The 25,319-nt window shown below is 37.3% G+C and carries 20 protein-coding genes; 8 read left to right on the forward strand and 12 right to left on the reverse strand.

Features of this window, described 5'->3' with window-relative positions; genetic code table 11:
- Window positions 1-3 precede the first annotated feature (3 nt).
- The 6 genes from dnaK to EHQ24_RS10870 all read right to left on the reverse strand — a co-directional run bounded on the left by dnaK (window position 4) and on the right by EHQ24_RS10870 (window position 6,427).
- Complete coding sequence (gene dnaK, locus EHQ24_RS10845) at window positions 4-1,938, reverse strand: molecular chaperone DnaK (protein WP_135601650.1); 1,935 nt, start codon at window positions 1,936-1,938, stop codon at window positions 4-6.
- Between the two features lie 22 nt (window positions 1,939-1,960).
- Window positions 1,961-2,533 (reverse strand): nucleotide exchange factor GrpE, encoded by a 573-nt coding sequence (gene grpE, locus EHQ24_RS10850; protein WP_135601651.1) that lies wholly within the window; start codon window positions 2,531-2,533, stop codon window positions 1,961-1,963.
- A gap of 12 nt (window positions 2,534-2,545) precedes the next feature.
- Window positions 2,546-3,577 carry a heat-inducible transcriptional repressor HrcA gene (gene hrcA, locus EHQ24_RS10855; protein WP_100743742.1) on the reverse strand — a complete coding sequence of 344 codons (1,032 nt, stop codon included), beginning with the start codon at window positions 3,575-3,577 and terminating at the stop codon, window positions 2,546-2,548.
- A 146-nt stretch (window positions 3,578-3,723) separates the two neighbouring features.
- Window positions 3,724-4,641 (reverse strand): sensor domain-containing diguanylate cyclase, encoded by a 918-nt coding sequence (locus EHQ24_RS10860; protein ID WP_135601652.1) that lies wholly within the window; start codon window positions 4,639-4,641, stop codon window positions 3,724-3,726.
- Window positions 4,634-5,869: a glycoside hydrolase family 172 protein gene (locus EHQ24_RS10865; protein ID WP_135601653.1), complete on the reverse strand. Its 1,236-nt coding sequence runs from the start codon at window positions 5,867-5,869 to the stop codon at window positions 4,634-4,636. The genes EHQ24_RS10860 and EHQ24_RS10865 overlap by 8 nt, the downstream gene beginning before the upstream one ends.
- 75 nt (window positions 5,870-5,944) lie before the next feature.
- A complete protein-coding gene (locus EHQ24_RS10870) occupies window positions 5,945-6,427 on the reverse strand; it encodes a hypothetical protein (protein WP_135601654.1) in 483 nt (160 codons plus the stop codon).
- Between the two features lie 37 nt (window positions 6,428-6,464).
- On the opposite strand from EHQ24_RS10870, the gene EHQ24_RS10875 reads away from it, so the two are divergent.
- The 7 genes from EHQ24_RS10875 (at window position 6,465) to EHQ24_RS10905 (ending at window position 19,554) form a co-directional block, all read left to right on the forward strand.
- Window positions 6,465-9,017 (forward strand): [protein-PII] uridylyltransferase family protein, encoded by a 2,553-nt coding sequence (locus EHQ24_RS10875; RefSeq protein ID WP_135601655.1) that lies wholly within the window; start codon window positions 6,465-6,467, stop codon window positions 9,015-9,017.
- Window position 9,018: 1 nt separating this feature from the next.
- Window positions 9,019-10,647 carry an alpha-glucosidase gene (locus tag EHQ24_RS10880; RefSeq protein WP_135601656.1) on the forward strand — a complete coding sequence of 543 codons (1,629 nt, stop codon included), beginning with the start codon at window positions 9,019-9,021 and terminating at the stop codon, window positions 10,645-10,647.
- Between the two features lie 112 nt (window positions 10,648-10,759).
- Entirely contained in the window at window positions 10,760-11,125 is a 366-nt protein-coding gene (locus tag EHQ24_RS10885) for a hypothetical protein (protein WP_135601657.1), read from the forward strand.
- Between the two features lie 107 nt (window positions 11,126-11,232).
- A complete protein-coding gene (locus EHQ24_RS10890; protein ID WP_244310387.1) occupies window positions 11,233-12,339 on the forward strand; it encodes an efflux RND transporter periplasmic adaptor subunit in 1,107 nt (368 codons plus the stop codon).
- Between the two features lie 11 nt (window positions 12,340-12,350).
- Window positions 12,351-15,551, forward strand: a complete 3,201-nt coding sequence (locus EHQ24_RS10895; protein WP_135601658.1) for an efflux RND transporter permease subunit — start codon at window positions 12,351-12,353, stop codon at window positions 15,549-15,551.
- 1 nt (window position 15,552) lies between these two features.
- Window positions 15,553-16,980 carry a TolC family protein gene (locus EHQ24_RS10900; RefSeq protein ID WP_135601659.1) on the forward strand — a complete coding sequence of 476 codons (1,428 nt, stop codon included), beginning with the start codon at window positions 15,553-15,555 and terminating at the stop codon, window positions 16,978-16,980.
- Between the two features lie 231 nt (window positions 16,981-17,211).
- Complete coding sequence (locus tag EHQ24_RS10905; protein ID WP_135601660.1) at window positions 17,212-19,554, forward strand: ATP-binding protein; 2,343 nt, start codon at window positions 17,212-17,214, stop codon at window positions 19,552-19,554.
- A 45-nt stretch (window positions 19,555-19,599) separates the two neighbouring features.
- Here EHQ24_RS10905 and EHQ24_RS10910 read toward each other — a convergent pair whose 3' ends face one another.
- The 4 genes from EHQ24_RS10910 to EHQ24_RS10925 all read right to left on the reverse strand — a co-directional run bounded on the left by EHQ24_RS10910 (window position 19,600) and on the right by EHQ24_RS10925 (window position 22,400).
- Window positions 19,600-20,061 carry a hypothetical protein gene (locus tag EHQ24_RS10910; RefSeq protein WP_244310388.1) on the reverse strand — a complete coding sequence of 154 codons (462 nt, stop codon included), beginning with the start codon at window positions 20,059-20,061 and terminating at the stop codon, window positions 19,600-19,602.
- 91 nt (window positions 20,062-20,152) lie between these two features.
- The gene (locus EHQ24_RS10915) at window positions 20,153-20,488 is read right to left on the reverse strand and encodes a Zn-ribbon domain-containing OB-fold protein (RefSeq protein ID WP_135601661.1); all 336 of its coding nucleotides are present in this window, start codon (window positions 20,486-20,488) and stop codon (window positions 20,153-20,155) included.
- Between the two features lie 102 nt (window positions 20,489-20,590).
- Window positions 20,591-21,595 carry an NADP-dependent oxidoreductase gene (locus tag EHQ24_RS10920; protein ID WP_135601662.1) on the reverse strand — a complete coding sequence of 335 codons (1,005 nt, stop codon included), beginning with the start codon at window positions 21,593-21,595 and terminating at the stop codon, window positions 20,591-20,593.
- A gap of 4 nt (window positions 21,596-21,599) precedes the next feature.
- On the reverse strand, window positions 21,600-22,400 hold the full coding sequence (locus EHQ24_RS10925) for an SDR family oxidoreductase (protein ID WP_135601663.1): 801 nt from the start codon (window positions 22,398-22,400) through the stop codon (window positions 21,600-21,602).
- A 116-nt stretch (window positions 22,401-22,516) separates the two neighbouring features.
- Between EHQ24_RS10925 and EHQ24_RS10930 the strand changes: the two genes are divergently transcribed.
- The gene (locus tag EHQ24_RS10930) at window positions 22,517-22,945 is read left to right on the forward strand and encodes a winged helix-turn-helix transcriptional regulator (protein WP_135601664.1); all 429 of its coding nucleotides are present in this window, start codon (window positions 22,517-22,519) and stop codon (window positions 22,943-22,945) included.
- 79 nt (window positions 22,946-23,024) lie between these two features.
- Here the strand turns inward: EHQ24_RS10930 and EHQ24_RS10935 are convergent, their stop codons facing one another.
- Entirely contained in the window at window positions 23,025-24,239 is a 1,215-nt protein-coding gene (locus EHQ24_RS10935) for an acetyl-CoA C-acetyltransferase (RefSeq protein ID WP_135601665.1), read from the reverse strand.
- Window positions 24,240-24,310: 71 nt separating this feature from the next.
- Window positions 24,311-25,300 (reverse strand): hypothetical protein, encoded by a 990-nt coding sequence (locus tag EHQ24_RS10940; protein ID WP_341867245.1) that lies wholly within the window; start codon window positions 25,298-25,300, stop codon window positions 24,311-24,313.
- Window positions 25,301-25,319: the final 19 nt, after the last annotated feature.

The raw sequence follows: 25,319 nt of genomic DNA on the forward strand, positions 1-25,319 counted from the left end.
TATTTATTTTTTATCTTCATCAACTACGGTGTAATCCGCATCAACGACCTTTTCGCCACCGGCAGAAGATTCACTTGCACCTTGACCTGCAGCACCCGCTTGGTCTGCACCTGGAGCTCCTGCTTCAGGGCCTGCTTGTGAATAAATCTTTTGTCCAATTTGCATTGCTACTTGTTGGATAGAATCTCTTGAAGCTTTCATTCTTTCTACATCACCAGATTCCATAGCTTCACGGCCGCGTTTGATTTCGTCCTGTGCTCTTTGTTTTTCTGATTCGTCGAGTTTGTCAGCAGATTCACCGATGGTTTTTTCTAATTGGTAAACAATAGCTTCCAATTCGTTTTTAGTATCAGCAGCTTCGCGAAGTTTTTTATCTTCTTCCGCATGAGCTTCTGCATCTTTCACCATCTTTTTGATTTCTTCTTCAGAGAGTCCCGAAGAAGATTCAATACGAATCTTTTGTTCTTTTCCTGTTCCTAAATCTTTCGCAGATACATGGACGATACCGTTTGCGTCGATATCAAATGTTACTTCGATTTGAGGTACACCTCTTGGCGCCGATGGAATTCCCACTAAGTCAAAACGACCGAGGGTTCTATTGGCACTAGCCATCTCACGTTCCCCTTGTAATACATGAACCGAAACTGTTGTTTGGCTGTCTGCAGCAGTAGAGAACACTTGTGACTTTCTTGTAGGGATGGTAGTGTTTCTTTCGATGAGTTTTGTCATCACACCACCGAGAGTTTCAATCCCAAGAGAAAGTGGAGTTACATCGAGTAACAATACATCAGTAACATCACCTGCAAGAACTCCCCCTTGGATCGCAGCACCAACGGCTACCACTTCATCAGGGTTTACAGATTTGTTTGGTTCTTTACCAAAAATTTCTTTTACAAGAGCTTGCACCGCAGGGATACGAATCGATCCACCCACAAGGATGACTTCATCAATTTCGCTAGCAGAAAGACCTGCATCTTTTAATGCATTGATACATGGAATACGAGTTCTTTCGACAAGAGATCTTGTGATTTCATCAAACTTTGCTTTGGTGAGTGTCATATCCAAATGTTTTGGACCAGAAGCATCAGCTGTGATGAATGGAAGGTTGATTTGAGTGGAAGATGTTCCAGACAACTCGATTTTTGCTTTTTCAGCAGCTTCTTTCAATCGTTGTACTGTGTTTTTATCTCCAGAAATATCAATTCCAGTTTGTTTTTTGAATTCGTCGATCATCCACTGCATAACTACGTTATCAAAGTCGTCACCACCAAGATGAGTGTCCCCATTTGTGGATTTTACTTCGAATACACCGTCACCAAGTTCGAGAATAGAAACGTCAAAAGTTCCACCACCTAAGTCGTATACGGCGATCTTTGCACTGGTTTTTTTCTTATCAAAACCATAAGCAAGAGCTGCTGCTGTTGGTTCGTTGATGATACGTTCTACTTCGAGACCAGCAATGCGACCTGCGTCTTTTGTTGCTTGTCTTTGTTCGTCATTGAAGTAAGCAGGAACAGTTACTACTGCTTTTTTTACTTCATGGCCAAGAAAGTCTTCGGCAGTTTTCTTCATTTTTTGAAGAACACGAGCCGCAATTTCTTGTGGAGTGAATTCACCAGAAACGGTTTCAAATTTCACACCATCATTTCCAGCACGGATCACTTTGTAAGATACCATCTTGGATTCGTCACCAGCTTCGTTAAAACGACGACCGATAAAACGTTTCGCAGAACGGATTGTGTTTACTGCATTCGTAATTGCCTGGTTCTTTGCGAACTGACCCACAATGGTTTCACCCTTTGCGGTAAAGGCAACAATCGAAGGAGTGGTTCTTGCCCCTTCTGAGTTTTGAATGACAACAGGATCTCCACCTTCCATAACCGCCACACAAGAGTTAGTGGTTCCTAAATCGATACCTATAATTTTTTCCTTAGACATAGTCTTCTCCTTCTTACTAATATTAACTTTGTGGTTTTCCCACTTTCACACGTGCAGGACGAATGGATTGTTTGTTTTCACCTTCTTCATGGTAATAACCAGCTTGGTAAGTTTCCACAACCGTCTCTTCCGTAAACTCTGCACTTTCCTCAGAAGCAATTGCTTCCATAAGCATTGGATCAAACGCCATTCCTTTCGGATCCAAACGTTTGATTCCTTCTTTTTCCAATACGGAATAAAATTCCTTTTGAACCATCTTGATACCTTCTACGAAAGCCACCACTTCCGGAGTTTGGTTTGGAACATTTGATACTCGTTCCAAATTATCCAAAGCACCAGTGAGTCCTTCCGCGAATTTTTTAATAGATTCTTTTCTTGCATTTAACAAGTCGTTTGCGGTTCTACGTTTGTAGTTTTGAAACTCCGCACGTTCTCTTAACCAAGAATCTTTTAAAGTTTCGATTTCCTTTTTAGCGTTATCGAGTTCTTTTTCAGCACCCTCTACCGCTTGTTCAATGGCTTCATCCGTAATGGCCTGCCCTTCTTCGACTGACACATTTTGTTCATCAACGGATCCGTTTGTTTCTTCTGCCATTTTTCCTCCTACTTATCTACTTAACTTCGTAATCATTTCTGAAACTAACTTTGAAGTGAATTCAATCAAAGGTAATGCCTTGTTGTAATTCATCCTCTGAGGACCTATGATTCCCATGGAACCAATCCTCTTCTCTCCCATTCGGTAATTAGTAGTGATGATGGTAACACCACCTAACTTTTCATTACCGTCTTTTCCGATAATGGTATAAACACCATCCATCGGAACATAATCGCTAAAAAACTCTTTGAGGAACTGTTTTTCATCAAATAGATGCAGGATGTTTTCTAATTGTTCCTCTTCATCCTTAAAGTTTTCGTATAAGTTTTTTAATCCATCGATATACAGGTTATCAACGGACAAACTGTCCGATCCCATGGCTCTTGCAATTGATGGTGCAAATTGTGAAAATCCTTCTGGACCTTCCTTTTTCATCATCATCTGAGGGATCAGATTACTTTGAATTTCATGAACATCAAAACCTTTGACGTTATCATTCAAATATCTTGAAATTTGATACAGGGTCTCTTGTGAGATGTGATAATCGAAAAATATATTTCGATTGAGCACAGTACCTGACCGCATCACAAGGATCATAAGAACTTCTCCACCGTTTACGTGGATGAGTTCTATATGTTTGAGTGTATCCAGTGACCCTTCAGGGCCAAGAACCACACTCGCTGATTGCGAAAGGGAAGCCAAAACTTTAGATGTGGCAATGAGAACTTGGTCCAATCGAAATTGCATCCGAAGATACTCTTCCTGGATCCTTTGTTTCTCCCGCATGGTTAACTCAAAAAGAGTCACCAAACTATCCACATACAACCGGTAGCCACGTTCTGTGGGAACACGACCGCCAGATGTATGCCTTGCCACGATGAAACCCATCTCTTCCAGTTCCGCCAAACAAGAGCGGATGGTGGCTGGGGAAACACCGATATCGTATTTTTCAGAAAGGGTTTTGGATCCGACCGGTTTGTTGTCCGATACAAATTCCTCAACCAAGGCTTTCAAAATAGATCGATGTCTAGGGGATAGATCCATATCCTTCTGGCACTTCCTTTAGCACTCTGATGATTAGAGTGCCAATCTATGCTTAAAGTTTATGGATTTGGGATTTTTTCGTCAAGCAGGAAGAAGATTGGAGTCTGGAATTTTAGCAGAGTTTGTGAGAATCTGCTAAAATTATGTCACACAGGGTAGACTTGGATCCGATTTCGGCCATGATTCTTCGCTTGGTAGAGTGCGATATCTGCCAATTTCAAAATCTCTTCCGGTTTTTGGATGGGATGAACCTTAGTGTAGCCAATGCTTAGGGTTATGTTGAGGTAATAGTTATCAAAAATAAAAAACCTGTGGTTCTCCACGGATTCTCGTAGGCGATCGAGTACAATCGTTGCGCCGTCAGTGGTTGTGTCAGGAAGGATACAACCAAACTCTTCTCCGCCAATCCTTCCCACTGTATCCTCTTCTCTCAGGCAATCCACAAAGATATTGGCCATTTTTTTGAGAACCAAATCCCCGATGTCATGTCCATAGGTATCGTTGATGACTTTGAAATGATCGATATCAAGAACGGCAAGCACTGATTCCCTGTTGCGACGTTTGACTGTAGCCACTGTTTTTTGTAAACTTTCAGAGAAGGATCGGCGGTTCGGTAACATGGTGAGTTCATCCATATAGGCCAAACGTTTCAAACTACTAATGAGAACATTTTTTTGTTCTTCCAGACGTCTACGTTCCCGCACATCGCGAATGATGGCCGCATAAAACATTTGGTTTTCGTTATGAATGGTAAAGGCTCGAATTTCCACAGGAATGGTGCCTTTTGGTTTCGTGACCAGTTCCAGTTCTTTTAAAAACCCAGCGATGTAGTGGGAATCTTTCGAACTAATAAACGATTCTATAGAACTTTGTTCCCCTTTTTCATTAGGAGGAAAAAGAAAAGAAAACGTTTTTTGATTTAACTCGTCTTCGGAAAAACCAGTTAACGATTGTAATGCTAAATTACTAAAAAGTATTTTGTAATTCGTATCTAAAACTACGATTGCATCGATGGATTGAGAGACAATTTCTCTCGCAAACATATCTGAATAAATCTCATTCATAACCCCAAATTTCCCCATAACCTTTTTCGCTTCGGAATGAATCCCGCCACTTATGGATGTGACGAAAATTAATTTCCGGTTTATTGGTTCGGAATTCTTTTTTCGGCAAAACCTTCATTGGTTTTGAATTCAGACTCTGATACCAATAAGCAACAGAGATTAAATCTAAGGTCAAGGAATTTGCATGCCCATGTTCTAATAAGAATAGGAAATTTTTTTCAAAGCGAATAGGGGATTCCACCCAAAATCGATATAAATGAGTTCTGCCTAACCAACCCACAGAATCAGAAACTCGTGGATATCCGAAGTATGGATGCATAAAGATTTCTTTTGGTGACCAAGCTGTGTTAAAAACATCTTCGGTTCCAGTTCCCTTTAAATTGGCCTCCGTTTGATTTCCATCGATAAAAATCAAATCATCCCCTTCTCCATACCAAAGTGGTGTAGGGGAATCGAGATACAAATTGAGACCAACAAACTGGCCTTTGCCTTCCGTTTCGAGAACAGAAAAGTAATTTTCCTTTTTAAAAACTGTTTTTTCTGTTTCTCCGAGAAGACCCCACTCATTTTCTTTCCCATTCGTTGTGTTAGGTTGTGTCACCGAACGATTCCACTGCGCATGGAAACGTAAATTGGAATTTAAAGGTTCTTTCCATTCTTCATAATCAACATAAAAATAAAAATTGCTGATGTCTTCGTCCGATTCATTTTCAATTTCTATCTTGGCCCCAGATTCAAATGGCATAGGAAAGTAAGAGTTCATTGACTTTCCTTTTTTGGGAGCGGCCACAAGAGGTGATGAATTCATTATGTATTCTTCTCCCCAACCTTGACCAAAAAATTCGCCTAACGGAACCTCAACGGATGGATGGGTTTGGTTGTCCCAATACATCCGAATCACCGCATTTTTTCTGGCCATGGGATCTTTACTGGCAAGGGTCATCCAAATGTGTTTGATGACTCCCCTTGTTTTGATCTCTGCAATCGCGATTGTTTTTTTCTTTGGAATTTTGATGAAGTCATCGTTTCCGTTGGTTGGATCTGCACTTGACACTCTTTGGTTGCGATAGGTTTTATCTTTCCAAATAGAAGTCTCCCATCCATCAGCAAATAAAAGATTGGTGGAAAGGTAAAAAATTCCGATAAAAAGAATCATTACTTTTTTATTTGTGAAACCAAACAAGTTTGGAATCGAAACAATTGGAATTTGAAAATTACGAATGTGCATAAAACAAGATCTCAACTTAATTTATTATTTAATGTTTCAAAGTTTAATTCTATTTTGGTATTGAAGTTAGCAAATCTATGTTTTTGGATTCCACCGGTTCACCAAACCTAAAAAAATCCCTGCTTGGACCAGTGATTGCAAAAAAATTTCAAACACTACATATAGATGAATGGAGATGGTCACTTCCGGAATTAAAAATACCATTCCTTCCAAACTTCCTACAGCCGGGGAAATGGCCGCAAGTCCACCAAGCACAGTCCTCATCCAAACTAAAACAAACATCTGTTTGCCGAAGGTTTGCAATCGAAACCAATCCCAAATCACAATTAAAAAACTAACCATAAGGATGGCTTGGAAAATAAGTGTAGGAAACAACCAAGACATGGCCCTCGCCCAAGCAGCACCATCGTTTGCAGTGACAAGAAACAATGGAAAAACCGCAGTTTCTCCTTCATAATAATCTTTCATCACTAACTGGAAATAAGGGATAGAAACCAGTAGGTAGGCAGAAAGATGGCTGAAAATAAACTGAATTGTGATTTTAATCTTCGGATTCATGTTAAAGTTGTCCAATAAGGTAGGAACACATCTTAACATGATGAAATCAGAACTCAAGGCAAAACTGCAACGGACGTTTCCAAAAGCCAAAACAGTTTCTTCCGGTCGTTTATTCACACGCCAGTTGAGTAATCTTGTCGACGAGTCCATTCGTTCTCTTTTTAACGAAGTATCCGATGGTATCCCTTTAAAAGATCATCTTTGTTTGATTGCCGTTGGTGGGTATGGCCGGCGAGAACTCGCACCCTACTCTGACATCGACATTCTCTACCTTCACGATGGAAAATTATCTGACAAAGTCCTTGGGCAAATCATTTCCAAGATTAATACTTTTTTATATAACAATGAAAAGGAAGTAGGACATTCTTGCCGCACCATCAAAGAATCTTTTTTGTATTTGGATCAAATTGAAACTTTTCATGCGGTTCTTGATTCCAGGTTCCTTGTAGGTTCCGAAGTCCTTTTCCAAAAATACAAAACAGAGTTCCTCGGAAAAATTCCTGAAAAAACCATCAAAGTTTTTAATGAATGGAAACTTTCTTATCTTCGCGAACGAATCATCAATTCTTATAACCCCATTTTACTTTCTGAACCCAATATTAAAATAGATCCATTAGGACTTCGTGATATCCAACATATGTATTGGATCGAAAAAACAAATCCACTCGCAGATTCCGCTGATGGTGGCATTTTTGATTTTTATTTGATTGGAGATAGTTTAACTCTTTTATCTGCTTATGATTTTTTACTTTTAACCAGATCAGCACTTCACATCGTCAGTGGGCGAAAAAATGATAGATTGGATTTAGGACTCCAACCGGAAGTTGCTGAGTTTTTAGGATTTGGTCCAAAAAACGAAATCAAAACTCTCGAATCCTTTATGAGCCAATTTTACAAAGCACAAAAGGATGTGTATTTTTATATTGGAACTTATTTGGATGAAAAAACCAATTTTAACAAAAAAAGAATCCAAAAAGAACTTTCGAATCCAGATAGTTTGTATGATGATATCATCCAATTTTTTGATGAGTCCCAAGGAAACGCAGAAGAACCATCTCGTATTGATTTAAACCAAATTCGATTCGCATCACACTTCTTAGATGATGATTTCAAAAATCAAAAATCTGTTTTAGATACTTTTATGGGAATGTTACGCAAAAAAAATCGAATTGGGCACACACTCACTTTGATGCATGAATGTAACATTCTTGGAAAACTCATTCCAGAGTTTGGAGCTTGTACAAACTTTCCTCTTTTTAGTTATCACCACCAATACACTGTTGATGAACATACTCTTCTGATTTTGCGAGAATTGGATGTTCTCATTGCTGACTTATGGGAAGATAGACAAGTCCAAGATGTGTTTAATGTTTGTGAAAAAATTGAAATTTTAGCACTCGCCATTCTCATCCATGATGCGGGAAAAGTAAAGGAAGGAGATCACAGCCAATACGGAGCAGAACTTGCACTCATCATTGCGGAAAGGTTTCGGTTGTCAGAAGAAGATACTGAACTTTTACGATTCCTTGTTGCCGAACATATTGTTATGTCGGAATTATCTTCCAAACGAGACATTTACGATCCCAAACTAATCTCTTCCTTTGCAAAACAATTTTCTAACGAAAACACTCTGAGGCTTTTGTACATCCTTACCATCATTGATACAAAATCGGTAGGCCAAGGAATCCTGACTAACTGGAAAAAGGAAATTTTACACTTTCTATTTACTTCTACACTTGCCTATTTACAAAAAAAAGAAAATCTAACCGACACCCAAGAACGAATCGAAACCACTTTAGAAACTTACTTAATCGAAAAAGAAGGACTTACCGCAGAACAATCCGAACACATTGTAACCTTTGGGATGAAAATAAGACCGACTTCTTATTTGAACTACAACACTCCTAGACGTGTTTTCCAACATTTTGGATTACTTTATGAATGGAAAAATTCTGGATTACCTTTCCGAATGATTACAGAACGAGAACCGGCCTTTGTTACCTTGTCTATATTTGCCAATGCAGACAAACAAATGTTACTTTATTTATCTGGAACCATATCTTCTTTAGGACTTAGTTTGGTAGGATTACGACTTTTTCGAACCGAAGAAAACCAACTCATTTTACAAGCGCAAATCACTGACGAATTTGGAAGTGGAGAAATTGCAGAAAAACAAATATCCGATATTGAATCTACTTTAACGGATTGTATCGAAGGTAAAACCAATATCGAAGACCTTGCATCCACAACCAACATTTGGAAAACATTACCACAAATTCCCGATGGAATGGTAGAAGAACTAGTAAAATTTGCTAACGATCTATCAGAATCTTATTCCGTATTAGAAGTTCGAGTTCCCGATTCTATTGGACTTGTGTATCGAATTTTGAAAACATTACTCGACTTTGAGTTAGAAGTCATTTTTGTTAGGATCTCAACCAGTGCAGATTTTGCTTATGACTCATTTCATATTCAAACTAAAAACGGTAGAAAAATTGAAGACACGGGTTTACTCCTCGCAATCAAAGAAAGAATTTTATCCGTAGCACGTGTGAAAGAAAACCAAGGAATCATGGAGATTAACTTTTAATATGGCATGGTGGAAAGAAGCAGTCATCTATCAAATTTACCCACGTAGTTTCCAAGATTCCAATGGAGACGGAATTGGTGATTTAGAAGGAATCATAAACAGATTGGATTACCTTGCAGGTTCCAAAGACTCTCTTGGAATTGATGCCATTTGGTTATCGCCCGTGTATCCATCTCCTATGTTTGATTTTGGATACGATATATCTGACTATGAAGAAATTGATCCCGTATATGGAGACATCCAAACTTTTAAACGATTGTTGAAAGAAGCACACAAACGTGGAATTCGAATCATCATGGATCTTGTGGTCAACCATACTTCCCATCTTCACCCTTGGTTTGTCGAATCCAGATCTTCAGTCAACAGTCCTAAAAGAGATTGGTACATTTGGAAGGAACCAAAACAAGGTGGGCCACCTAACAATTGGCTTGGTGCATTTGGTGGTTCTGGTTGGGAATATGACAAACGAACCGGTGAGTATTATTTCCATTCCTTTCTCAAAGAACAACCAGATCTCAATTGGCGTAATCCCGATGTAGAAGATGCCATTTTCAAAATGATGAAGTATTGGTTGGATATGGGAGTGGATGGATTCCGACTCGATGTTGTTAACTTATATGTAAAAGATGAATTTTTACGTAACAATGTTTCTTATTTTATGAAGGGGCCAAGGCCTTATGACAAACAAGTGCATGCTTATGATCGGGATCGCCCAGAGATGCACGGAATCCTACGTAGGATGAGAAAACTACTCGATTCCTATTCCGAAAAACGAATGTTTGTTGGTGAAATCATGCAAGATTTTCCAGGAAATGTCCTCCTTCCTGCTACCTACTGTGGACGTAATGACGAGCTACACCTTGCATTTAATTTTATGTTCCTATTTTCGCCGTGGAAGGCCGAACGATTTTTCCAAATTGTAAAAGATTTTGAATCGGCCCTAGGGGAGGACAATTGGCCGAACTACACTCTTTCCAATCATGATTTCCCACGTCACATCACAAGGTACGAAAAAGGAGTCGATACAAAAGCACGAGCAGAACTTGCCGCCTGTATGATGTTAACTCTTCGTGGAACTCCATTTCTTTATTACGGTGAAGAAATTGGGATGAAACGTCAGAAAGTTGCTTATAAGAAAATCCAAGACCCTGTGGGAAAAAGGTATTGGCCTTTCCATCCTGGCCGTGACCCAGAACGAATTCCTATGCCTTGGAATGGATCAGAAACCACTGGATTTACAACAGGCAAACCATGGCTTCCACTCTATGAGGATGCAAACACTGTCAATGTAGAATCACAAAAAGAAGATCCGGATTCACTTTTTTTTACATATAAAAAACTGATCCAACTTCGGAAGGATAGAAAGTCTTTAAGAAAGGGAAAATTAAAAATACACTTAAGTTCCGACAAACAAGTATTATATTACAGAAGAAGAGAAGGAAAAGAAGAGACATATATATTTTTAAACTTCTCTTCAAAACCAGTAAATGTTTCTTACCCAAGAAAATGGGATTTGAATCAAATTTTATTCAGCACAAAGAATAGAACCTCTTCTTTTGAATTAGAAAAGGAGTTGGACACTGGTGGATTACTTTTGTTCCCGAATGAGGCAGTTATTTTTGCAAAATAGAAAATTATTATGAAACAATCCATGAAATCGTTTCGTATCATTAAATTAGAATTGAATTTAGAATTGTTTTAAACTGTTGACAATTCTCCTTTCAAGAATTCGCTGGCAGTAGATGGTTCGAGTTATTTCAAATACACTCCTAAGTAGAATAGCCATTATACTATTCTCACTAGTATTCATCAGTACAACCACTGAAGGGTATCAGTCGAACCTCACTCACTACACAAAAACTCAATCTTACAATACTTCAAATTTGTACGATTTCAACCGATTCATTAGCAATTTTTCTGAACCTACAGAAGAAGAAGCTAAGTTAGATTCGCTACATCAAAATCACATTCATTCTTCTTTATCTTCGTATATTCCCCAAACGATTGTCATTTCCTCTGAATTTTTAAGTTTCCACCTTCTGGAACCCGTTTCTTACGAAATCTTAAAAAAACAGAAGAACCGCGCCCCACCCAAAATTTCCATCTAACATCTTTTATCTTTAAAGGCGCATACCAATGCTGCCGGTTGAATTAAGATCTTAATCATTTGTTCCGACTTCGGATTGGACAAAGTGAGGATACCATGGAATTTTCTTTGAAACAAACAAACTCGTATTTTCGTAAACTTTTTATACTGATCGTTAGCATCACTTTAATCAATATTATTTTGGTTAACTGCCATTCCCGAGACCACGAAGAAAAAAACTCTCTTATGGCGGCATACCCTTGGAAACAAGATGTAACCATTGAAAAAAGTTATGTGGCCCAAGTAAAAGCAATCCAACGAATTGAAGTCAGAGCGTTTGAAAAAGGTTACTTAACCAACATCTATATGGATGAAGGGAAAGTGGTTAAAAAAGGACAAAAACTTTTTCAAGTGATGCCCATGCTTGTCAATGCTCAATATGAAAAAGCAAAAGCAGAGTATGAATCTACTTCCATCGAATACGAAAACACAGAAAAACTTTTTAAAGAAAATGTAGTATCTCAAACAGAATTATCACTCATTAAAGCTAGGCTGAAAAAAAACAAAGCCGCCATGGATCTGGCTCAAATTCACCTTAACTTAGCTACAGTGACTGCACCGTTTACAGGAATTACCGACAGGTTCCAAGTTCGATTGGGAAGTTTAGTAGAAGAAGGAACTCTCCTTACAACCATTTCTGATATTTCCAAACTTTGGGTTTATTTCAATGTATCAGAAAAGGATTATCTGAATTTCACGAGTGAGAAGAAAGCAGGTGATAAACCATTAAAGGTTAAATTTTTAATGGCGAATAACCAATTTTTTCAACAGGAAGGAATCGCCGATACCATTGAAGGTGAATTCGATAGTGAAACAGGTACCATTCCCTTTCGTGCCACATTCCCCAATCCCGATAGACTACTCCGCCACGGAGAAACTGGTAACGTTGTAGTTCATGAAAAACTAAAAGATGCTTTGATCATTCCACAAAAGGCAACCTTCGAAGTTCTAGATAAACACTATGTTTATATAATTAATCTTAAAGGTAAAATCAAAGCCACTGAGATCAAAATAGCAAATGAAATTCCCCATCTATTCGTTGTAGAATCTGGAATTTCCGAAAATGATATCATACTTTTAGAAGGTCTTGGTAAAGTTCACGATGACGATGTAATTAAATACAAAGTGGAGTCTCGTGAGAATATCTTAAAAAGTTTTGACTTAGCTGCGCATTAGGAGACCAATTTATGTTTACTAAATTCCTCCAAAGGCCCGTCCTTGCCATCGTCTTATCCGTGTTAATTGTTTTTGTTGGATTGATTTCCATCAAAAACATTCCTGTATCACAATTTCCTGAAATTGCACCACCAAGGGTAACCATCACCTTATCCTTTCCAGGTGCAAGTGCACAAGTATTAGTGCAATCAACCATCACAACTCTCGAACAAGCGATCAATGGGGTTGCAGGGATGAGGTATATGATTTCATCATCTACCAGTTCTGGTGATGCCATCATCCAAGTTTTATTTGAACCAGGAACCAATCCAAATGATGCCCTTGTACAAGTAAAAACTCGGGTGGATCAGATGATGTACCGAGTTCCTGAGTTAGTACGACTAGAAGGTATTTTTGTACAACCTGTACAACCGAGTATGTTGTTGTATGTGAATTTATACAGCAAAGACCCGAATGCCAGTGAAAAGTTTCTTTATAATTATGCGACAGTATTCCTACTTCCGGAACTAAAACGTATTCATGGAATTGGACAAGCAAAGATCCTTGGAACAAGACAATATGCTATGCGTGTATGGTTAAATCCAGATCGAATGCGAGCATACAATGTAACCACTGACGAAGTGATGAAATCCATCAAAAACCAAAGTATCATTGCAAGACCTGGTCGGCTTGGTCAAAGTTCTGGAAAACAAGCACAATCTTTAGAATATACTTTAACTTATGAAGGTTGGTATAATGAACCTGGGCAGTATGAAAACATCATCATACGAGCTAAAAATGGCGGCGAGGTTTTATACTTAAAAGATATAGCAAAAGTAGAACTTGATAGCGAGTTTTATAATATTTATTCCGATGTGGATGGTCATCCCGCTGCAGCCATCATGTTCAAACAAACGGAAGGGAGTAATGCAAAAGAAGTTATTGAAGACATCAAAGCCAAGTTAGAGGAACTGAAAAAAACATTTCCTCCACAAATGGATTACAAACTCAGTTATGATGTTTCAAACTTTATCGATGCCGCGATTGAAAAAGTAATTCATACTCTTGTGGAAGCCTTTGTTTTAGTGGCTATTGTAGTCTTTATCTTCCTCGGAGACTGGCGTTCCACTCTCATTCCCATCATAGCAGTTCCCGTATCTTTGATTGGTGCCTTTTCTTTTATGATGGCCTTAGGATTAACCATTAACTTAATCACACTCTTTGCTATGGTTCTTGCCATCGGAATTGTTGTGGATGATGCCATCGTGGTTGTGGAAGCAGTGCATGCAAAAATGGCCGAAGAACATTTAAGTGTTTATGCATCGGTAAAAACGGTTTTAGGTGAAATTAGTGGTGCCGTAATTGCCATCACGCTCCTTATGACTGCTGTTTTTGTTCCGGTTACTTTTTTGCCGGGACCTGTGGGAGTATTTTATAGGCAGTTTGCGATCACGATGGCAACGTCCATTGTGTTATCAGGATTCGTAGCATTAACACTCACACCAGTGCTTACAGCTATGATTCTGAAATCCCATACTCATGATAAAAAAACTCACAATCCTATTGATATCTTCTTAAACAAATTCAATTTCTATTTTGATATCGTTACGGAAAAGTATGTGAATTTAATGCACCGTTTTTCTGGATCGAAGGTGTTTATCGTTTCTATCCTTCTCAGTTTTACTGTTGGATTTTTGTTATTAACACAAATTGTTCCCGCAGGTTTTGTTCCCGGAGAAGACCAAGGTATGATTTACGTTGTCATACAAACTCCTCCTGGATCTACGATTGAAAAAACAAATGATGTTGCTCGCAAACTTCAAGAGGTCGCATTAAAAATTGAAGGTGTGGACTCAGTTGCGTCACTTGCTGGTTATGAGATTTTAACAGAGGGAGAAGGTTCCAACGCAGGAACTTGTCTGATCAGTTTAAAAGATTGGTCTGAAAGAAAAAATTCCGTTCACGATGTAATGGAAGAACTCGAACACAATACAAAAAACTTTGGTGCCATCATTGAATTTTTTGAACCTCCCGCAGTACCTGGATTTGGGGCGGCCGGTGGTGTGATGTTTCGATTGTTAGACAAAACAAATAGCGGGGATTATACGGCCTTTGACAAAGTTCACGAGGAGTTTATGGGTGAACTTCGCAAAAGAGAAGAATTAACAGGACTATTCTCTTTTTATTCAGCCAAGTTTCCACAACTCGAAGTGAAGTTGGATCGAAAACTGGCAATGCAAAAAGGTGTCAACATTGGAGAAGCAATGGACAATTTGGATATCCTTGTTGGTAGTACTTATGAGCAAGGATTCATTCGTTTTAACCAGTTCTTTAAAGTTTATGTCCAGTCCCTTCCTGAATTTCGAAGATTGCCATCGGACATCTTGAGTTTATTCACTCCGAACGACAAAGGTGAAATGGTTCCTTACTCTGCATTTTTGTCCCTTGAACAAAAACAAGGAGCCAATGAAATTACGAGGTACAATGCTTATACATCATCGGTAATCAACGTTTTGCCAAACAAAGGTTATACGACTGGTGACGCCATCAAAGGTATCAGAGAAGCATCTAAAAATCTTCCGGCTGGATTTGAAGTGGGTTGGGAAGGTCTTTCTTATGATGAAGCCGCGCGCGGAAACGAAGCCATCTTTATCTTTTTAGCGGTGATTGTCTTCGTTTACTTAGTTCTTTCTGCTCAATATGAAAGTTTTATCATTCCATTTTCGGTGATCTTTTCTCTCCCACCAGGAATTTTTGGAACCTTCTTTCTTTTGAAATTGTTAGGTCTTGCTAACGACATTTACGCACAAATCGGGATGATCATGTTGATTGGTTTACTTGGAAAAAATGCGGTGTTAATTGTAGAATTTGCGCGGCAAAGACAGGAAGCAGGTTTAAGCGTATTTGATGCTGCTCTCGAAGGAGCCAAAGCAAGATTTAGGCCCATCCTTATGACATCGTTTGCCTTTGTTGCGGGTTTGTTACCTCTCGTTTTTGCAACAGGTCCAGGAGCCATCGCCAACCATACCATCGGTGCTTGTGCGTTAGGTGGAATGGTATTTGGAACCATCTTTGGTGTGATCATCGTTCCGGGATTATACATTATTTTTGCAAACATTGCAAAGGGTAAAACTTTAATCTACAAAGAAGACAATATGCCACTCTCAGAATCACCAGAGAGTTACTTAACTTCAGAACTCGAAAGAAAACAATCAAAAAGGGGAAAGAAATAAGATGAAACGAATTATCATTGCCTCTGTATTTTTATTCACATTTTCTTGTATTCCCGCTCTTTTAGAAAGAGACAAAGAAGATTTAAAACTTCCAGATGAATTTTTAAATTGGGAAAACTCAGAAAAATCGGAGAAGTTGGCTAATCAAATTTGGAAGGAATTTTTCAAAGAATCACAGTTAGTCGAACTCATTGACGTTGCAATTGAAAATAACCAGGAACTTGCCATCTTAGAACAAGAAATTAACATTTCTAATAACGAAGTGTTTGCAAGACAAGGGGAATACCTTCCTAAGTTATCTCTCCAAGCTGACGGTGGAAGCGAACAAAAAGAACGCTTCAGTACACCCAATGCCAATTCCCCAACTCTATTTGCCCACGGTGGCCTTGTGATGAGTTGGGAAATCGATATCTGGAAAAAATTAAGAAACGCTACTAAGTCAGCTTACCTTCGTTATCTGGCAGGAATTGAAGGAAAACGATATGTTGTCACAAACTTAGTCGCAGAAATTACTGATACTTATTTTGAACTGATTGCCCTAGACAACCAACTCCAATTGGTCGAGAACTACATTGAAGTTCTAACCAAAGTCAAAGAAATCGTAGTCCTACAACGAGAAGCGGGTCGAACTACTTCTCTAGCAGTCAAACGGTTTGAAGCAGAAGTTTCTAAAAACTTAGCACGAAAGTATGATATCGTTCAACGAATCGCCATCACAGAAAACCGATTGAATTTTTTACTCGGAAGGTTTCCAGAAAAAATCACAAGGAAATCGGGTGATTTTTTAGAGATTACACTTCCTGAAATTCAAAAGTCAGTGCCAGTGGATCTTCTGGAAAATAGACCAGATATCAAACAAGCTACTTTAATTTTAGAATCTAGAAAGTTAGATGTCGAAGTTGCCCGGGCCAAATTTTATCCATCACTGATGATTGATGGAAATATTGGATATGAAGCCTTTAATTCTAAACATTTCAAAGGAACACCCGTTTCGTTAGCATATGGAATAGGTGGTGGAATCATTGCTCCACTCATCAACAGAAAGGCCATTGAAGCAAACTATGCAACGGCAAACAATATGCAGATCCAAGCTTTATACAATTATGAAGTGTCACTCCTCAAAGCATTTACAGAAGTCACCAACCAAATCGTAAAAATTAACAACCTAAACCAAAAGTTCGAGGCAAAAACAAAACAAGTCCAAAACCTAAAAGAGTCTGTAGAAATTTCAAACATTCTCTTTAAGGCTGGCCGCATTGACTACATTGATGTTTTATTCACACAACGTGACTTCCTAGAAGCTCAGATCGAAGTTTATGAATTAAAATATAGTCTATTAGAATCTAACGTCGGTTTGTATAAAGCACTTGGTGGCGGTTGGCGAGGACAAAAAGAACCAGAAGGCGAAAGAAAAACGAGTAACTTCTAAGTTACCCGTTTTTCTTATATCATTTTAAGGAGAAATCAATACTTCAAGAATAATCTGCTAATTCTAGTAGACAAACAATGATTAATATCAAATTTTCGAAAAGTAGTGGTTTTAAAAAATCGAAAGTTAATCTTATTATTTCTATTTTTACTAAACCAACTTCCTTTTTTGCAGTGCAACCTATTTAAATCCCACTCAAATTCACCAGTAGCTAAGAATGGGTATCTTGATTTGTCGATTCAAAATGATCCAATTATTAAAAATGAATTCGCGAATTTAAAAGGTGAATGGAAATTTTTTTGGAACGAATCTAAAAATCCAAACCAACTGCAAAATTTAGAATCCGAATCAGAAATCATTGTAGTTCCCAGTTCTTGGAACCAAAAAATGATTCATGGGAAAAAATTAGGCAGCACCGGATATGCAACTTATTACCTCCAAGTTAAAATACCAGAAGATTGGAAAAATAAAGTTTTATTACTGAGAGCAGATTACCATGCGGGTGCTTATGAATTATTTGTTAACGGATTACTATCACAATCAGTGGGGATGTTCGGAACCAAGAAGGAAACTTCAAAAAATGTTCATGCACCTTCGATAGGATATATTTATTCGAATTCGGATATTCTAAACATTGTTATCCACGAATCTAATTTTGAACATAGGGTTGGAGGAATTGGCAGAGAAATATACCTTGGTCTTCCAAAAGCAATCAATTCAATTTCAAACGAACGAAGAATTTCGGATCTATTTTCAATTAGTGTTCTATTTATTATAAGTTTATATTATTTTTTCTATTTTTTAATTAGAAATTCAGATAAGTCTAGTTTGATCTTCTCAATTTTATGTTTGTTCTTACTAATAAGAGCATTAGTGCAAAATGAACAAATTTTACGCGAATATTTTCCGAATGGGAATTATAAACTTTTTTTGCTAATTGAGTATAGTGCGATGTATTTTGCACCAAGTTTAGCAATTCATTTTTTCTCTTTACCAATCGAATTTAGATTTAAAAATAAAATCATAATTTCTTGTTATACCATTTCTATAGGCTACTTTGTTTACGCATTAATAGTTGATACTTTATCAATTTCAAATACAGTATTACATTTTCAATATATTGTATTAATTTTGAGCCTATCTGCTATCGGACTCAACGTTCTTGCAATAACTAAAAAGATAAAACATTCTTGGTTATCATTAGGCAGTATGTTCGTGGCGCTAGTCACTATCATTATTGATATGTTAATTATTCAGGAGAAAATACAAATACCATTTACCGCTTCTTATGGTTTAATTTTTATGATTTTTACTCAAGGAATCATATTAGCAGTCAGACACTCCGAAGCGTTCAGCACAAATGAACAACTTACAAATGAATTAACTTTGTTCAATGAAAACCTAGAAAATAAGGTGAATGAAAGAACAATTGAATTAAATTCAGCAATCGAACGAATGGAAAAGTCCGTTAAAGCTAGAAATGATTTTTTAGCAAACATGAGCCATGAAATTCGGACTCCAATGAACATAATCTCAGGTATGGCGGAGCTACTTGATGAATCAGAATTAAAACCTGAACAAAAAGAATATGTATCCATTTTCAATATAGCCAATAAAACATTATTAAACGTTCTTAATGACGTCTTAGACTTATCAAAATTGGAACAAGGATTTCTTTCGATTGATACGCATGAATTTAGAATTGATCATTTATTAAATGATTTAAATAAAATTTTTCAATTCAAAACTAAAGGAACGCTGTTAACATTTAATATACAAATTGAAAAAGATGTTCCTTTGCTTGTTAAAGGTGATTCAAATAGAATTTCTCAAATTTTGTTTAATTTGCTGAGTAATGCATTTAAGTTTACGAATGATGGACAAGTTAGTTTATCACTTAGCTTAGAAAATAATCAGTATTTTGTTTTTACAGTCAAAGATACTGGTATTGGTATGACTGAGGAAAAAATTAATAACTTATTTATAAGATTTTACCAAGCTCATGAATCGAATCAAATTTTTCAAAGAGGCACAGGATTAGGTTTAGCAATTTCTAAAAAACTAGTTGAACTTATGAATGGAAATATCGCTGTCAAAAGTACCTTAGGTATAGGATCAGAATTTGTATTTAAAATCCCATTAATCATTTCTACCTCTGCTATTTTAGAAAATTCTCAACTCAAACAAACAAAAGAACAATTTCATAATTTAAAAGTTCTAATCGTAGATGATGTTCAAGAAAATTTGCTTATCGTAAAAAAATTCTTAGAAAAAGTAGCGTTTCGTATTTCGCTATCCTCCGGTGGTTATGAAGCCGTCACTTTATTTGATGAAAATTTGTTTGATATTGTATTAATGGATATTCAAATGCCGACTTTAAATGGATTCGAATTACTAAAAATTTTTCGTAAAATAGACGCTGATCGATTTAAATTTACTCCCATAATAGCATTTACGGCAAATGTAACTTTGGAGGAACAACGTGAAATAGAAGAGGCAGGATTTAATGGTTTTCTATCCAAACCTGTTTCAAAAAAAGATATATTCGATAAATTTATCGAAGTATTAAGATAATATATTGTTGCGAGTACGTTTGTAGAATCAGCTTATAATTAGTTATTATCTTTTATGATATAACAATGCTTTCTTTAGACATGCAATCAATTTTGCTTTAGAAAGTTTTTTACTGACAGAAAAATATACTGCTCTTCTCCCATCACAGTTTAATTCTGGAAACTCCATTGCGATTTCTTGGGCAATCGTAGTTTTACAATTAAAATAAAGTGCAAATTCGAATTCATTGACTTTTGCCATCCGAATGGTAGAACCCGATTTTGTTTTGGGAGTTAAAAAACTAGGTTCCCCCCACTTTAAACATTCTTCAATTTCACCGATTTTTTCATCTGATTTCGACAATTCATAGATCCAGGTTCGGATTTCCATAAACAAATCAAACATTACAGGTGTTAAATTAAAATAATAAGAGGAAATTTCTTCCGAGGGAAATTTGATTTTCGATTTTAATTTGGACTTTGCAGCTGGCTTTGGATTGGTTTTTTGTTTGGAAGAAGTAGGTTTCATTTTTCGCTATATGATTTTCAAAACTTACACCTTTTGTTTTTATTCATTCGCACTCTAAAATTCGAGGGAAGATAAATGTTACTTGAAATTTCTAATATTGAAATACAGGGCCGATCTTATCATCCATACCTTTGAAACGAACTTTATCGCCAATTTTTACAGCGTTAAAATCACTAACACCTTCAATCACAGTTGTCAGTTTTACATTTTCTTCCGTTTGTACAATTGCCAAAACGTAAGGGGCACGGTTTGCCATATGTCCAAACCCAACGTACACAACAGTAAAGGAATGGATGGTTCCGTTCTCTTTTAAGTTCACTTTTTCAGTGGATTCACTCCCACAGGAGGGGCAACCCTGTAAAACTTCGGCCACTTTAAAGTTACATTGGTTACAAACAGTGCCAGCGAAGGTTTGGGTTACATTCATAATACATTTCTCATTTAATCTAGAATAATTTGCAATACGTTTAAATTATTGTTAGGTGAAATTCAGAAAAATAATCCAGAACTTTCCTAATCAAAATCCAAACTATTTGAGTTTTACAACCACTTTGCCCTTACTACGGCCTGTTTCTACATAAGATATGGCCTCGTTTGTTTGTTCAAACGGAAACACCTTATCAATGACTGGTCGAATTTTTCCAGCTTCAATGAATGTCGTAATTTCACTTAACTGATTTCCATCTGCCCTCATAAACAAAAATTCAAAATTAACATTTAACTTTTTTGCTTTTCGTTTTACCGACATACTTAACAAACTCATCAAAAATTGGAAAGGCCAACCTAAGCCGATTTTTTTTGCAAATTCACTGGTTGGTGGCCCCGTAAGAGATACTAAAGTTCCGCCTTGTTTCAAAATTTGCAAAGATTGATGAAGGATTTTAGACTCTCGGTTGCTATGTAACACAAAATCATAATCTTTTAATATAGTGGAAAAATCTTCTTTTTTGTAATCAATCACTAAATCAGCTCCAAGACTTTTCACCAATTCCGTATTTGCCGAACTTGTTGTAGTTGCTACATAGGCACCCAAAAGTTTTGCCAGTTGGATCGCAAATGTCCCAACACCGCCGGAACCTGCTTGGATAAATACCTTTTGCCCTTTTTTAAGATTTGCTATCTCTACAAGTGCTTGTACAGAAGTTAGTCCAACAAGTGGAATGGATGCTGCTTCTTCCATACTAACATTTTTAGGTTTCAAGGCTAAATCATTTTCCGAAATAGCGATAAACTCTGCAAAGGTTCCGATGTGAAAATCAGAAGGCCTCGCATAAACTTCATCACCAACTTTAAATTTGGAAACATTGGCACCCACTTTTGTTATGACACCTGCCAAATCGTGTCCGTTTGTAAATGGTGTCTTATAAGGGAGGAAAATTTTAAAATCACCATTTTTTACCAACGAATCCAGTAGGTTGATGGCCGTTGCATGAATTTGCACCAAAACTTCGTTATCTTTGATAATTGGTTCTGGTACTTCTGAAAGTACCAGTTTTTCTTTTTTACCGTAACGTGTTACTTGAAAAGCCTTCATCGTTTTATCCCTTAAATCGATTGATGTTTTTAATCATTGAATTTTCAAATAATTTATATGCGAAATGTTGTATTGTCAATATAACAGAAGCACCTTTCCCTACTGGATGATTAAATTTTGGATTTTTAGTTTCAACCAATTTGATTAAAGTATCAATTACTGGAGTTGGTTCAGGTGCATTTCCAAACAAATCTTTTGCAAATCTTTCGATTTTACCTCGGTATTGGTTGTAGTCATCAATTTTGATTTCAGCTTTCATAGCATTAGTAATGATATTGGTTTTAAAACCCATTGGTTCCACCATTGCCACTTTAACATTAAACTCATTTAATTCAAAACGTAATGATTTAAAAAAACCTTCTAACGCATGTTTGGAAGCACCATAATAAGAAGCACTTGGAAAATTCAATAGACCCATAATGGATCCAACGGTAATTATTTTGCCGGATTTTTGTTTTCTAAAGTCAGGTAATAATTCTTTAGTCAGTTTGATAGTTCCCCAAAAGTTTGTTTCAAATTGTCTTTTACCTTCTTCAATGGAAGTTTCTTCTGCAAGTCCCGACAAATAAAAGCCGGCATTATTGATCAAAACATCTAAATGGGAAATATGCTTGAACAATTCATTACGAAAAACCTTGATAGAACTATCATCGGCAATATCCAAAGGCAACATTTGAAAAGGCACTTTTACTTTGTTTGGGTTACGACTTGTGCCTATGACATTGTAACCTTTTTCGTGAAGTTTCGTTGCGACAATCAAACCAAAACCTGAGGAAGCACCGGTAATTAAAATTGTTTGTTTCATGATAGATTGGACTCTGTTTTTTAATTTTTACTTGCAATTTGCAAGTAAAAATATCACTTTTATTTTGCAAGTGATTATTTTGTAATATTTTTTAAATTTTTATTGGAGGAAAATGAATGGAAAAAGCCAAAAAAAGGTCAGAATGCCCTCTCAGCTGCTCGTTAGACATATTTGGTGACAAATGGTCTTTACTCATCATTAGAGATATGATGTTCTTTAATAAATCAACCTATGGAGATTTTTTGAAATCAGAGGAAGGGATCGCTACAAACATCTTGGCTGCGAGACTCCAAAGTTTAGAAGAAAACGAACTCATTGAAAAAACAGACCATCCAACTAGCAAAGCAAAAGTCCTTTATCAACTGACAAACAAAGCAATCGAACTTTTACCAATCCTTCTAGAAATACAATTGTGGGCAGAAAAGTATTTTGAAATTCCCGCAGAAATCAAATCTCAACTCAAAGAAGTAAAAAAGGGAAAAGAGGAATTTATAAAGGTAATGACACGGAAATTAAAAAAACAATCTGCAAACCAAGCAGGATAGGGAGCAAAAAAACAAAAACACGTTTAAACCCCGGTTTTACGAGATCCAAACGTGTTTATTAAATTCTTAAAGTTTTATCTTACTTCAATCTTTCGATGATCGTAGCGATACCCATACCACCACCGATACAAAGAGTGATGAGTCCGTAACGAAGGTCTCTTCTTTCCAACTCGTCAAGAACGGTTCCTGTAAGAATCGCACCTGTTGCTCCGAGTGGATGTCCGAGAGCAATCGCTCCTCCGTTCACATTGATTTTGGATTCATCAATTCCGAGTGTTTTCTTTACGTATAACACTACAGATGCGAATGCTTCGTTGATTTCCCAAAGGTCAATGTCTTTTACACTAAGGCCAGCTTGTTTCAATGCTTTTTGTGAAGCAGAAACAGGACCAGTTAACATAATTGTTGGATCTTCACCAGTTGCTACCGTTGCAAGAATTTTTGCGCGTGGTTTCAAACCGTATTTTTTGAGTCCATCATCATTAGTCACTAGAATCGCAGCAGCACCATCAACAATACCGGAAGAGTTTCCTAGTGTATGGATGTGATTGATTTTTGTTACTTCTGGGTAAGAACGTAATGCAATCGCATCCAATTCTTTTTCACCGATAGTTTTGAATACAGGACCAAGACTAGAAAGGAAAGCATAGTCTGATTCCAAACGTGGGTTCTCTTCTTCGGTTACAACGGTTCCATCATCCAAAGTAATTGGGATCACGGATTTTTTAAAGTATCCGTTTTGAATGGCAGCATGTGCTTTTTGTTGTGAAGATTCTGCAAAACGATCTGCTTCTTCGCGAGAAATATCATACTTAGTTGCGATTAAATCAGCAGAAATCCCTTGTGGAACTAGGTTGTAATGTGCAGCAATTTTATCGTTACCAACGTTAAAATCACGACCAATCATATCATCACCCATTTTCACACGGCTCATGGATTCAACTCCACCACCAACTCCAAGTTCCATTGCTCCGGAAGCAACATGGTTTGCTACGTTGTTCAGTGCTTGTAATCCAGATCCGCAAAAACGATTCACAGTATAACCTGGAACGTCTTTTGGCCAATGAGCCGCCATAACCGCATAACGCGCGATACATGCAGCTTGGTCAGCAACTTGGGATACACAACCCATTACAACTTCCTCAACCGTTTTGGGATCAATTCCGGTACGTGATTGGATGGCTTTTAAAGTGGCAGCAGCTAATTCTTGTGGGTGGACGGATGCAAGTGTCCCACGTTTTTTGCCCTTTCCTCTCGGAGTTCGGACAGCATCAATAATATAGGAATTCCCCATGGGTTTACCTCTCTCTGGGTGTTCTAGGAAAAACGTACAGAGTTCGCCTCACAAGAAAAGTAAAAAAATCATCATTTCGTCATAGTTTTCATGAATTTGTGACGGTAGTAGATCATTTTTGCTCGGAATTGGCACCCAAACCCCGAAATCATCGAATCAAGCCTGTCAGCCTTACTTTCATTGCGTTCTTCAGCAATCCGGATGTATCGGTTGTTGGGTTCGATGGCCTCGGAAAATTCCCTTTTGTTCCAGTCCACATAACGCCAGGCACTGAAACTATGGTTCACTCCCACCTTTTCATCGATGGTTCCGAGGAGTTGGAATTTGGATTCACAGGGAGTCCGAAAGAAAATGTAACGATTGAAGAAATACAAAATGGTGCGGTGGGGATTGGCATCGAGAACCGATCGGAAATGATCCCGCATTTCTTCTACAGTATAAAACAAATCAGGTCCAGAATTGGTACTACGAAAGATCACCGGTGAAAATTCATTCGGTGTGTAGATCCTTGTGAGGACTCGAATGTATTCAGGGTCGTCCAATCGGTAAGGTATTTCGTTGAAAGCAAAAGGAAAAGGATCTCTTTCCGTCATATGGATTTCTATATAACGAGTGTGATCGTATTCCGGGTCATTGATGTCGGTTGCCACAATTTTTTTGATGTACCTTGAAAGAAACTGGTCTTCGTACAAATCTCTAACCGTAACAGCACCTTCTTCATACAAAATGGCACTTCCAAAATCAATAAAACTCGCACCATCTAACAGTCGCCCAATGGAACCATATTGATGATGTAAAATTCGATTCCGAAAGATCGATCTCAAAATCAAATTATGATCATACAATCGTTTGCGACCCGATCGTTGTTCCACCACCGTATTTTTTGTTTTTTTTACTTTATAATAATGGATATGATTGGCGAGACCAAATCGTAATTTCTCGAAAGCATGATTCTCTAATACGCGTCTTTCATCTTCTTCGTTTTCGATGATGGTTGTTTCTGCAGAAAGTGCAAAATGAAATCCAAACAAAAGTATCCAAACAAAAATACTAAAAAGAATTTTCAAACTTTTGATGACT

Source organism: Leptospira noumeaensis, from assembly GCF_004770765.1.
GTDB classification, from domain to species: Bacteria; Spirochaetota; Leptospiria; order Leptospirales; family Leptospiraceae; genus Leptospira_A; species Leptospira_A noumeaensis.